The sequence below is a fragment of the Pseudoalteromonas prydzensis genome (assembly GCF_011050055.1).
GTDB lineage: Bacteria > Pseudomonadota > Gammaproteobacteria > Enterobacterales > Alteromonadaceae > Pseudoalteromonas > Pseudoalteromonas prydzensis_A.
On record NZ_DRGM01000185.1, the window covers coordinates 17,250 to 30,196 of the forward strand.

Genomic DNA, 12,947 nt, shown 5'->3' on the forward strand with positions numbered 1-12,947 from the left:
CTTATGCAAGTTCGGTTACGGGGATCAATGCGTCATCACTGAGTCGCTTAGGCTCTGCTTGAGTGATGGCTAAGCTGTGTTCGGTTAAACTGTGTTCGGTTAAGCTGTGTTCGATAATGCAATTTACTCGGCTTTCGCAACTGCCACAGCCGGTGCAGGCTTTGGTGACTGTTTGTACGCCAACTAAATCAGTAGCGCCGGCTAACACGGCTTGTTCAATCGTGTGTTTAGTTACTTGGTGACAACTGCAGATCAGTGCATCAGCGGCTAACTCTGCGATTGAAATCGTATCTGGTGTTGGCGCAAGCGGTAAAATAAGTGATTCAGGGGCAATATTAAGGGCTAAGTCGTGCAAGTGATATTGTAGTAAGTTGTCATAATCGCTGGTATCGCCCACCAGTACTGCACCAATCACCTGAGTGCCTGCTTGATTGGTGACTATTTTTTTGTAAACACCGCTGAGTTGATCGTCAAAAACATAACTACGAGCGCCTTGCGTCCGTGCATGAGCATCACCAATGGAGCCCACTTCAACCCCCATTAGTTTTAATTTAGTGCTCATATCAGCACCATTAAATGCATCATCAGTGTTGTTAAATAAAATATGTTTCGCTGCGATTTTAGCCATCGCGTAACCCGGTGCCACTAAACCAAAGATAAAATTACCCCACAGCGCACATTCGCCAATAGCGTAAATATTTTGATCTGACGTTTGGCAATAGTTGTTAATAACAATGCCGCCACGCTCACCAACAGCTAAATCAAATTCTCGGGCTAAATTGTCATAGGGGCGGATCCCTGCGGAAAATAAAATCAGATCCGTTTCAAGTGTCTTACCGCCTTTAAAACACATTTTGTAACGACAGTGTTCGCCATCGACTATTGCTTCTGTGGCCATTGAGGTATGCACCTGCACACCTAATGCGGTAATTTTATCTTTCAGTAATCGTCCGCCGCCGCCATCGACTTGCACGCCCATTAGTTGCGGGGCAAACTCTACAACATGGGTTTCAAGGCCCAGCTGTTTAAGTGCATTCGCGGCTTCTAAACCGAGTAAACCACCACCAATCACCACCCCCACTTTACTGCTGCTGGCAGAGTGTTTGATCGCGTTTAAATCAGCAATGGTGCGATACACTAAGCAATGTTCACGGTCTTTACCTGGAATGGGTGGTACGAAAGGAAATGAGCCGGTTGCCAATACCAGCTTGTCATAATCAAAGGTTGCACCTTCACTGGTCGTTACTTGCTGCTTTAGCCGGTTTATATCGGTGACTTTTGCATTGGTGTAAAAACGCACTTGCCAATCCGCATATATTTGCTCGTTAGTTAACGCAAGGTCGTTGGCTGTTTTGCCAGCAAAAAACGCTGACAAGTGCACTCTATCGTAAGCTAACCGCTCTTCGCCACTGAGTACAGTCACTTCGACACCCGTATTAGGGTTGATAAGACTGGTAATTTGCTCTACGAAATGATGCCCAACCATTCCATTGCCGACGACAACGACTCGTTGTTTGCGGTTCATCAGTTCACCTTACTTGCTATGTATTTATTGTTATTAACAATTAAAGCAAGGGCTATACCAAACATTTAAATATAATATATACAACAACTTAACTTTTAAAAAAATATTGAAAGTTAGGTACAGCACCACTAGGATCCATTACTTGCACCACAGTGATACTGCTAGTTATTTAATGATCAGCACCGTGAGTAAGCAAAGGAACAAACAAATCGCGATCACTTGCCATACCATCACTGGGTTACGCTGATAAAAAGAGGGTTTGTCTATTACCGTCATACTCAGCTGTGAGTTAGGGGTATTGAGGTCGTTAATAAACTCTGAAAATGAACTATAGCGATGCTCAGGCTTTACCGCCGTGGCTTTCATTAACGTTTGATCGAACCAAAAGGGGATATCACTACGGTAGTCACGAATGCTGCGATAATGCCAAAAAGTGCTACCTGAAGGTGTTTGTGAAGTAGAAGATAACGATTTATACGGTAACTGCCCAGATAATAGTTCGTAGATAATCACAGCAAGTGAAAATAAGTCACTTTTAAAATCGGCGTTTAAAGTGAGTAGTGTTTCAGGGGCTGTGTAACCGAGTGTGCCTTGCGGGCATTCATCCACTATTTGATTAATATCATCATGCATGGCGGCAATTTTTACGGTGCCATAATCAATCAAAGTTACGTTACCGTGCGCATCAATCATCACGTTATCTGGCTTTAAATCACGATGAACCATATCGAGGCGCTGAAAAGCGCGCAAAGCTTGCACGATTTGCAAGGCAATATTTCGCACTTGGCTCAGTTGTGGCTCGGGTGTGTCTGCTTGCCATTGTCTTAGAGTTTGGCCATCCATGTATTCACAAATATGATATAAAAAAACACTGTCGTCGGCAGTGCTAAGCACTTTCATAACATTGGGATGGTTAATACGCTGGCCAACCCACCCTTCACGCATAAACCCTTGCAAGTAATGGAGGTCTTCTGCAAAGTTTATAGAGGGCGTTTTTAATACTACCGGTGCGGCATACTCGTTACTTTGCACTAAGTAAATATGTGAACGAGTGCTGGCGTATATTTGCCGCAGTACTTTGTACTGATCAAGCTGCTGACCAACCTGTAATACCGCTGGAATTTTACGTTTCGTAAGATCGCGGTATCGTTCATCTAAACATTTTTTGGGGATCTGCTGCACTTTCACCAGTAAACAACTCACGTTGTCGTCACTGCCTTGTGCAATCGCACGCTGTGTGATTGCTTTAGCCGCAGCTTCTAGATCATGGTTATTATTAATACACTCTATAAATTGTGTTTGAGTAACAAAGTCGTGCACGCCATCACAGCTCAATACATAAATATCATGCTGTTTTAGCTCAAACTGATAAACATCAACCTCTTGATGTAACTCTGCCCCTAATGCTTTGGTTAAATGCTGATTAACTTTATGATCCCGGGTTAATTGAGTCAGTTCACCATCGCGTAATTGCGCAACACGCGTGTCACCTAAATGAAAAATATAGCCACTGGTTGATTTTAATATCAGTGCACTAAAAGTAGTCATCCAATGGGCTTGACGGTGCATTTGTTGGCTATTGGTCGGCGTTTGCGAATAAAGCCACAAGTTTAAACTGGCCAGCACTTTAGAGACTGATTTTTTTACCGACCAACTAGGCTCGGTAGCTAAATATTCATTAATAAAGTGACTGACCGCTAAATTAGCCGCTTCTTTGGCAAATTTAGCGCTTGAACAACCATCCGCAATACACGCAACAATCCCTTTGTAATCACGCTCATGTCCTTTGGTATGCAGGGCTGCAAAAGCGTCTTGATTATCGGCTTTATTGCCTGGCGCTGAATGCCCGCCAAATGACACCTGTAGCTCATTTATAGCATGCTCATTAACAATGCGTTTATTAACTTGGCTGCTCGCTTTGGCGGTTTCAGCTATCATCTTATTTGCCTTAAGTAACAGAAATTAATTCAACCGAACCGTCTTCATTCACTTCTGTGATATGGCCTTTTGGTTCTTGCATAAACATTAACGCTATCAGCCCCACTAATGCACTGCCCGCAATGACAAAAAAGAACATTTGATAGTCAACCATTGATAATACCGTTAAATACACCACCGCCCCAACATTACCATAAGCACCTGTCATACCGGCAATTTGCCCAGTTAAGCGACGCTTAATAAGTGGCACCGCCGCAAAAACAGCGCCCTCACCGGCTTGCACAAAGAACGAGCACGCCATTGCAGCCACAACAGCTAGCCACAGCGGCCAACTCGCATCAACCAGCCCCATCACTAAATAGCCTACCGCTAAACCTATGGTTAGCACAATTAAGGTTATTCTGCGTCCGAGTTTATCGGAGATCCAACCACCACCTGGGCGCGATGCAAGGTTCATAAAAGCATAAGCAGAAGCGAGTAATCCGGCATAAACCATATCAAGGGCAAAAACCTCACTAAAAAATAGTGGCAACATAGAAATAACCGCCAGCTCTGAGCCAAACGTTGTAAAATATAAAATATTCAGCACAGCAACTTGCTTAAACTCATAGCGCTGTGACTCTGGTACTGGGTGTTTAAAAATGGCTTTATTGATATCGTAGGTTTTATATACTTCATACACATAAAGTGCAATTAGTAGTACATAAACGCCTGTTACAAAGTTAGCAGAAATAAGATTGGCACCACTGGGCGAAAGTTTCCAACTAAGTAATGCCATAGCCGCATACATAGGAATTTTCATGATCAGCAGTAATACAAAATCGCCTTTACTGGTTACTTCCATTGCGCCTATTTTTTTCGGTTTAAAATAGGTTGCTCCCTTTGGGGTATCGGTCACATTAAAAAACCAAATAAGGCCAAATAGGATGCTAATTACCCCCGTAACAGCAATCGCATAACGCCAGCCATCTTCACCGCCAAATAGCAGCGCAATCGCAGGCAGTGACATCGCGGCTGCGGCTGAACCAAAGTTACCCCAACCACCGTAAATACCTTCGGCGATACCAAGCTCATTAGCAGGAAACCACTCACTGACCATACGAATGCCGACCACAAAGCCTGCACCAATAAACCCCAGCGCAAAACGTGCAATTGCAGCTTGTTCAAAGGTTGTGGCTGCGGCAAACATAAAACACGGAATACTACAGGTAATAAGTAAAGCAGAATAAACAATACGCGGGCCATATTTATCGGTGAGCATACCCACCACCACCCGTGCCGGTATCGTTAATGCGACATTCAAAATCAGTAAGGTTTTAACTTCAGCCATACTGATCCCCAGTGATACGGCTATTGCACCTAGCATAGGTGCATGATTAAACCAGACAAAAAATGACACGAAAAAAACCATCCAACTAAGATGAAGCACTTTCATCTTGCCCCGAAATGATAATAAATTGAATCCTGTAGTTTGCTGCATGCGGCACGCTCCTGACGCTATTTTTATTAGAATAAAATCTTAAAATACTTTTAATACTGTTTTTTAGTTCTAAGTAAGTTAAAAGCAGGTAAGAGCGAGCAAATTATAAGCCATAAAATTATTTACAATAATTTCAATAAGGTAGGGTTTTAAAATTATAAAAAGTAAGCCTGTTGCACTATTAAAGGAATATTAATGTGCTGTATCGGTGCAAAATCGCGGGCTAAATTGCGTGCAGTTGTGCATACAAGGTTTGCCCTGTTGTTATTGCCAGTTGCTGCCATGCCAGCGGGTTGAGACTGCACAATAAAGTTTGCCCATCAACATCAAGATACAGTAGCGCTTCATGCTGCTGCAGCTGACAACCCACAAACGTACATTGCAGGCTATTTATACAGCTGCTATTTTTTTCCGGCACTGTACTAACACTGATATCATTCGCGTTGACACAAATTTTATAGCTGTTTCGATCATCAAACTGATTGATATAAAGTACTTGTTGGCTTTGGCTAAGCGTGACTTTTGTTAAATTATACTCAGCTAATTGACTAGCTTGCTGAAAATTAATAAAGCTAAAATGTGTAGTGCCCTGTTCATTATTTATATGTTGGCTAATAACCTCGGTATCGCCAAATCGAATTATTTTTCCTCGGCTTAATTGCAGTAGTTTATCAGCGCAATAACTAAGCTCTTTCAGGGAATGACTGACAATAATAAAAGTAATATTTTTATTCTTTGCTAAGTATTTAATTGCCGAAAGAAAGCGCTGTTTTTTTTGCCAATCGAGCGCAGAAAAAGGCTCATCTAGCAAAATAATACTCTGGCCAAGTAATAAAGTTCTAGCAAACACAATTCGTTGCTGCTCTCCCCCAGATAAGCTGCCAACCTCACGGTCTAGCAAGTCTTCAATTCCTAGTAACGAGACAATCTCGTCGATTGCTAATTGGTTATTATTTTTAGGTCGATGTTTATAGGCAAAATTTAAATTTCCCTGCACATTTAAATGGGGGAACAACGGACACGCTTGCAATTGTAAGCAAATACCGCGTTTATCTGGTGCAAGCGTTGCTAAATTTAGCTGGTTATTAGTAACAGACTGCCCAGCGCTGACACCACTAATTGCAGCTAATAAACTCGACTTACCTGCACCTGACGGACCATAAACGCCAACAATCACGCCCTGTTCAATAGCAAACTCGACATCCAAAACAAAGTTTTTAAGTGGCCGATTAACATTAACGTGCAGCATTCGACCCTCGAAAGCCAAGGCTTGCTCTATTAAACTTAAACAGTAAAACTAAACAAGCAAATGAAATTGCAAATAAAATCAGTGATAACTCATGGGCTGCTTGATAATTAAGCGCTTCAACGTGATCATATAAAGCAATTGAAACGACTTGGGTTTCACCAGGTATATTGCCGCCAATCATTAACACTAAGCCAAACTCGCCAAGTGTATGGGCAAAACCGAGCGAAAAGGCACTTAAAATCGTACTTTTAAGTAACGGGATCAATAAATAGAAAAACCGCTTTGCAGCACTAAAGCCAAGCGCAATCGCCGCGTTATTATATTGACTATTTACTTGGTTAAAGCCGACCAATAAAGGTTGCATAACAAAAGGCAGTGAGTAAATCAGTGAGCCTAATACAATCCCCGAAAAACTAAAGGCGAGCTGATGACCCGTCAGACTTTGCCAAAACTCGCCAAGCAGTGTGTTAGGTGAAAAAGCCACCAGCAAATAAAAGCCAAGTAATGTTGGGGGTAACACGAGCGGTAGGGCAATAACTGCTTCAAAATACGGTTTCAAACGACCTGTATAGTTTGATAATAGCCACGCGATTGGGAAGCAAATAATGAGCAACAACACGGAGGTAATAATCGCTAATTTCACAGTCAAAAATAATGCAGTAAAGTCTGTCTCTAGCATTGGCTACAGGCCTTTTGATAGCCGAGTTCTGTGATCTCACTTTGCACTGCGGGGGAGAGTAAATAGCTCAGTACCTTATTAGCGGCGGCTAAATTGTCAGTTGATTTTAACACCACAACTTGTTGCGTTATGGCTGGGTACTGCTGATAAGGGAGCACCGTATATGCTAAATATTTATCATTAGCGTGTTGCTGATACGCTGCTTTTAAACTAGCCAAAGCAACAATGCCCTGCCCCGCATTGCCGCTGTCTACAAACTGAAATGCCTGCGTAATATTATGCGCCAATACAAATGATAAGTTGGTTTTAAGATGATGGTCGTTATAATATTTTGCAGCTTCGCCATAAGGCGAAGAACGCGGGTTAGCTATGGCTATATAAGAGTTTGTCGAATTTAGTGCAGGTTGCCAAAGTGCCAGTACGCCAGTTGCGTAAGTACGAGTACTGCCGTTAATAATTAACTCTTGTTGCTTTAGTAATGCCGGCCTTTTAGCATCGGCTGAAAAAAACATATCAAAAGGCGCACCATGAATTATTTGCGAATACAATACACCACTTGCGCCAGCTGACAGGGTTATTTCAATTTCATCAGCAAAAGGGGCTTTATTTAAAAGTTGCTCTAAAGGGGCTTTAAAGTTACTGGCAACAGCAATATGCAGGTTTTCTGTTGCCGATACGCTATTAATATTGAGTAATAACACAAACCAAAAATAGTAACAGACTCTATTGTAAAGCATTGACATTATGAGTATTGTTTTAATTATCTAATGAATATGAAGAATCAATATATATGAATGACTGCTTTAATGCATCCGCTTTATTATCGGTTGAAGACGCAATTGAAAATATCTTATCGACAATAAAACCCATTGCACAACATGAACAGCTCAGCCTTTGCAATTCTTTAGATAGGGTTTTAGCCAAAGCGCTGATCTCTGACATAAATGTGCCTATTCATGATAATTCTGCAATGGATGGCTACGCTATTTGCTATCAATCGTCATCTAACAGCTATCAACTTGTGGGAACCGTGCTTGCTGGCGAATACTTTGCGCCGCAGTTACGCCCAGGCGAGTGCGTTAGAATTATGACTGGCGCCCCCATCCCGAAAGGCTGTGATGCAGTCATCATGCAAGAAAACGCCACTAAAGTAGGTAACTGTGTCACGATAAATCAAAAAATAACAATGGCCGATAATATCCGCCGCGCCGGTGAAGACATCACTAAAGGTGAAACCGTTTTAACCATTGGCCATAAGTTAACTCCTGTTGATCTTGGTTTACTTGCCTCGCTGGGCATTGAGCAATTAACTGTCTACAAAAAATTAAAAGTCGCTGTATTTTCAACCGGTGATGAACTAACACTGCCAGGACAGCCATTAAAAGCCGGTGCAATTTATGAAAGCAATCGCCCGGTACTTATTTCATCACTGCAAAAGCTTGCGTTTGACGTTATTGACTTAGGGATCATTAAAGATACTAAAACAGCGATAAAAGACGCATTTTTAACGGCTGATGTAACTGCAGATGTCATTATAAGTTCTGGTGGGGTCTCTGTAGGTGATGCTGATTATACTAAGGAAGTGCTGAACGAGATTGGTGAGATCGGATTTTGGAAAATAGCCATGAAACCAGGTAAGCCTTTTGCGTTTGGTAAACTTCCTAACAGCTATTTTTTTGGTTTACCTGGCAACCCAGTCTCTGCAATGGTGACTTTTATGCAACTGGTGTGCCCTGCACTTAATTACCTCTCGGCCCAACCTCGCGCAAAACAAACAAATAGACTCACTGCTATTACCACTACAGCAATTAAAAAACGCCCAGGGCGCACTGATTTTCAAAGAGCGATTGCAACGATTGATAACGAAGGCTTTTACACGGTAAGCGCGCTGCCTTATCAAGGTTCTGGCGTGCTGACATCGATGAGTAAGGCAAACTGCTTTATCGTCCTCCCAGCGGATTCAGCAGATGTAGCTGAAGGCACGCGGGTGGAAATTGAAATGTTTAAATAGATGGGCATTAGCAACTTATTCTTTTTATTAGCTTTAGTTATCGCCTTTTTAAGTTGTTAAATGTACATATGCGACTAAGCTGTAAGAATAATTACAAAAACTTATCAAATAAATGAGAAAGTACTTACTCTTTTTATTTTTGTTCAGTGGGTGCACCCACGCGACTATGACCACTGTTGCTTATCAAGTCGGTGAGCAAACGATCATTGCACCAGCTGTACGCTATGAATATGGCTATGCTTATAATATTGAGGCCAAAAAACGTTTAAAGCTAGTCACTTTAAATTGGCCCCCCTATATTGATGAATCACTTTGCAACAATGGCTGGCTTTTTCAACTAACCGTTAAACTACTGCTGCAAAAAGGCTATGGTGTGCATATAGAGTTTTTCCCATGGGCGCGAGCGCTTAGAGCTGCGGAATTAGGCAATGCGGATATTTTGTTTCCTGAGTATTTTATTGATGCTGAAGTTATGTCAGAAAATAGGCAAGGTAAAACACGTAACGACTTAATGGCTTTATCCACGGCTATACCCGGTGGCAACTTGTCACTGATCGGACTAAGCGGCAGAAAGTCAAACTATGACGGCAGTTTAGAGTCAATAAAAGATCAAACTATTGGTGTCGTTCGCTCGTATAAAAACACCCCAGAACTCGACAAACTGATTAACTCAAAACAAATTAGTACCATTGTTGCTAACAATGAGTTCCAGCAAATTCATTTACTCATGAACCTGCGGGTTGACTTGATTGTAGCTGATTTTGACGTGTTAATTGCAAGTATTGAAAAGTCTCAGCTCTTCGAAACAGAAAAACAGCAAATGAAAAATGCGCTGGTGGCATTGTCCCCTGCACTTGCTTACAAGCCTTTATATTACTCGGTAAGTAAAGCCAACCCACAGTGGCAGGAAATTTTAGCCGATCTCAATAACGAGATAAATAAAATGAAAGAGCAAGATGAACTTTTAAGCTATATTGAAGAAAAGAAACACCAGTGTAGCCGCAAATAACTGGGCGCTTAAATGTTCGCAAATAAGCGCCTTTATATTATTAAAACAACGACTCAAATGTGCCATCAGGGAATAAAATACCCGGTACACCTCTTACCGCTGTTACATCTGCGATTTGCGTGTCGCCAAAATATAATCCGCCACTGTAATTACGGCCTTTCTGTTTAACGTCTAACCAACGCCCTTGCGCACCTTTGATCACTGCGTTGATATTATTTCCTACCGTACGTAGATTGATTTCAAGCGCCCTATTTTTTAATCGTAAGGCAATTTTTGCATTGTTAATCTCAGCTAAACGATTCAAATTGCCCACATACGCAAGTTGAAAATCTTTAGCGCCATTTAATGGCATCATCAATTGCACAGCAAACACCAGGTTTTGTGTTGCTTCATTAATAAATGGCGTTGCTTCTATAGCTTGTAAATTAAACAGGGTTGTTTGACTAGCACTGTCCAACTGCCCTTTAAAATCAAAGCCCGCTAACACAGTCACAAGTTCTTCAAAAGGGGTGACAAAGCGATTAGCCGTTAGATTTATATCACCTGTCAGCCTGCTGATCTCATTTTCTAATGTAACGTTTGTTGCAATTGTTAGTTGCCCGGTAGTGTCACTTTGTTCATCAGAGAATGGATCGTCAGTTCCATCAAATGACACTACTAAGTCACTCACATCTACATTTAATTGCGTATCTTGGCCGGTTACTTTCGCACTCATAACACCGGAGACTTTATTACCCAACAGTCCACTTATTTGCCACTGTGGAATAGTTAAATCTATTTCTACAGCATGGTTATCATACTGACCACTAATAGCCCAAGAGTAAGGCGATTGTTGATAATCTATAGTTAGCCCTTGTAAAGTATAAATACCTGCATCCGTATCATTTAGTGGCGAAAAATTATAGATAACATCATAAAGTACGTTAGCCAGAACGATCAGCGTCTGTTGCGATTCTTCATCTAAAATGTCTTTAAATTCAGTTAAATTTTGGAGTAGTTCATCACTGTATTTTTGCTCTTGCAGCCGCGCAACACCTAATATATTACGCACATCTTCTAGTAGTTCTTTGGAATGTAATTGCTGCTGACTGAGTTCTCGTTGCGCGATGTTTTCAGCATCACCAATACTTGCCAGTTTTTGTTTAACTTCACCAACCACTGATTGTAGTAACGGGTTACCTTCCACGTTCAGTAAGTTTTCTGACACATAACGCTCTGCATAGGTGCGATAAAATGGCAAACTTGCTAGCTGGGCGGGTTGTTCGATAACACTATTACCAGTTGTATTTAAACTCTCCTCAATGTCAGCGGCTGTTTTTAAAATAACACCAAAGGTCAATGCGTTAGTTAATAATTCGGCTTCAAGGTTATCATTTAACTGACTATGCGTAAGATGATAAAAAGGCGTCGCACTTAAACTCTCTAAGGTAATATCTAAATTATCATCGCTAATTAGTGAACTGACTGGCGATAAATACAGCTTATTTTCCCCTGGGGCTGCAACAAAGTCAGCCCGATAACTCAATGTCATATCCATCACTTCTTGATAATCAATACGCCGGTTGCTGTTTTCATCATACGGGTTATCTCTAAAGGTACGACCACAACCAGCAAAGCTTGGGCAAGGTAGCGTTGTGCCATCTGAGACGAATTCAACGCGATGAAAATTTAATGTTGCGGCTGGTAACGTGACATTATTAATATCTACAACGTCACTATTTTCTACGCTCCCAGTACTATCATTAATAAGCGTTAACGTACCCGATTTAGCCTGCCAAGGTGCAATATAAAAGCTTACCGTTGAAGACGTTTCCAGCATGACAGGTAAAGTATCTGTGGTTTTATCGTCTGACGAGCCACCACAACCAACTAATGACATAAGTAAACTAACTGATATAAGTTTTTTAAACATCACAAGTCCTTAAAATGCTAACTTCACATACCAATTAACATTGGCATAATAGGCTTTATCAATATCAATATTGTCGGTTTGTATAGTTAAACCAAAATAATCATTTTCGATACCAAGCAAAACAGCTTCACTTTTTGTTTCATAACCAGCAATCACGGCCCAATGATCCCAAAAATGCATACGTGCTTTTAATTGCGAAAAGGTATCTTGATCAAACCGTTTAACCATCAACTCTGTCGAGAACACATCGTTAATACGATAATCCGCATAGACTTTTATGCGCACTGGCATATCAAACTTATGCGTCACTTCGTTACCATATTCAGACGTTGCTAAACGTACTGTTGGCTCAGTGACAATATCGCCATCGTCGTTTTCGGTAAACGGCACCTCTGTTGTATAACCATTTGCAAAACCACTGTTTTCATACTCGGTTTCATACAGTAAGTCTTGTGCAAGTATCCCGATGGTTAAATCTTGATTTATTTTCCAATTAACTGCTAAATCAACACTATATCCTAAGCCGGATGGGTTCTCATCAGGAGTAAATCGCTTAAATAAAATATCTTTTGAAAAGTAAGAGTCGACTGTTAATGCGCCTTGGATCTCATCACTGTAAACCGTGCCATCGACTTTCAGATCTTGAAAGTGTGTACTGGCAAAAACGGTTAATTTAGGCGTGATGGTTAATGCCTCAGAATCTAAAAATTGAAAGTCATAAGAAATAAACAATCCATTAGTAGTTGCTTGCTTACCATCAAGGTAATAAACGTAATTTCTATCTTCAAAAGGCAGGTCATTTTTTTCGGTATGCAAATAACGCGCTGTATCAGCATCAAAGTTTAAAACATAGTCAAAACGATTTTGATAACCGACTTTAAAATTTCCATAGCCAACACCAAACTCAAACACATTATAAGTAAATGCGCTGTCGCCTGATGTGAGAGGAGCATCAAAGTCATCAATAAACGCAGTAACGGGTTGTGTTTCAGTATACACTTCTGAATCAAGGGTGGTGAAAATTTGCAATTGCTCTACTGCGTGACTAACTGGGGTGATTAAAAATGCGGAAAATCCTAACGTGAGAATTTTTTTTTTCATACTTATTTCACTTGTTATTATGTAAGAGGGAGAACAACTCTCC

10 protein-coding genes are annotated in these 12,947 nt (G+C 41.1%); 2 read left to right on the top strand and 8 right to left on the bottom strand.

From position 1 onward, the window contains the following. Position 1: 1 nt before the first annotated feature. The 6 genes from ENH88_RS18370 to modA all read right to left on the bottom strand — a co-directional run bounded on the left by ENH88_RS18370 (position 2) and on the right by modA (position 7,614). Positions 2-1,525: an FAD-dependent oxidoreductase gene (locus ENH88_RS18370; RefSeq protein ID WP_304184484.1), complete on the bottom strand. Its 1,524-nt coding sequence runs from the start codon at positions 1,523-1,525 to the stop codon at positions 2-4. A 165-nt stretch (positions 1,526-1,690) separates the two neighbouring features. Then, positions 1,691-3,463, bottom strand: coding sequence for a bifunctional protein-serine/threonine kinase/phosphatase (locus tag ENH88_RS18375; RefSeq protein ID WP_304184485.1), 1,773 nt, complete (start codon positions 3,461-3,463; stop codon positions 1,691-1,693). 10 nt (positions 3,464-3,473) lie between these two features. Next, a complete protein-coding gene (locus tag ENH88_RS18380) occupies positions 3,474-4,943 on the bottom strand; it encodes a NarK family nitrate/nitrite MFS transporter (RefSeq protein WP_304184487.1) in 1,470 nt (489 codons plus the stop codon). 223 nt (positions 4,944-5,166) lie between these two features. Continuing rightward, a complete protein-coding gene (locus tag ENH88_RS18385) occupies positions 5,167-6,192 on the bottom strand; it encodes an ATP-binding cassette domain-containing protein (protein ID WP_304184488.1) in 1,026 nt (341 codons plus the stop codon). Continuing rightward, complete coding sequence (modB, locus tag ENH88_RS18390) at positions 6,179-6,871, bottom strand: molybdate ABC transporter permease subunit (RefSeq protein ID WP_304184489.1); 693 nt, start codon at positions 6,869-6,871, stop codon at positions 6,179-6,181. Before modB ends, ENH88_RS18385 begins: the two co-directional genes overlap by 14 nt. After that, positions 6,865-7,614: a molybdate ABC transporter substrate-binding protein gene (gene modA, locus ENH88_RS18395; protein ID WP_304184490.1), complete on the bottom strand. Its 750-nt coding sequence runs from the start codon at positions 7,612-7,614 to the stop codon at positions 6,865-6,867. Before modA ends, modB begins: the two co-directional genes overlap by 7 nt. 47 nt (positions 7,615-7,661) lie before the next feature. Between modA and glp the strand changes: the two genes are divergently transcribed. Beyond that, the gene (gene glp, locus ENH88_RS18400) at positions 7,662-8,882 is read left to right on the top strand and encodes a gephyrin-like molybdotransferase Glp (protein WP_304184491.1); all 1,221 of its coding nucleotides are present in this window, start codon (positions 7,662-7,664) and stop codon (positions 8,880-8,882) included. Between the two features lie 166 nt (positions 8,883-9,048). Then, entirely contained in the window at positions 9,049-9,891 is an 843-nt protein-coding gene (locus tag ENH88_RS18405; protein ID WP_304184492.1) for a substrate-binding periplasmic protein, read from the top strand. A gap of 40 nt (positions 9,892-9,931) precedes the next feature. Here the strand turns inward: ENH88_RS18405 and ENH88_RS18410 are convergent, their stop codons facing one another. Both ENH88_RS18410 and ENH88_RS18415 read right to left on the bottom strand, forming a co-directional pair. After that, complete coding sequence (locus tag ENH88_RS18410; RefSeq protein WP_304184494.1) at positions 9,932-11,803, bottom strand: hypothetical protein; 1,872 nt, start codon at positions 11,801-11,803, stop codon at positions 9,932-9,934. Positions 11,804-11,812: 9 nt separating this feature from the next. After that, complete coding sequence (locus ENH88_RS18415) at positions 11,813-12,904, bottom strand: hypothetical protein (RefSeq protein WP_304184497.1); 1,092 nt, start codon at positions 12,902-12,904, stop codon at positions 11,813-11,815. Positions 12,905-12,947 lie beyond the last annotated feature (43 nt).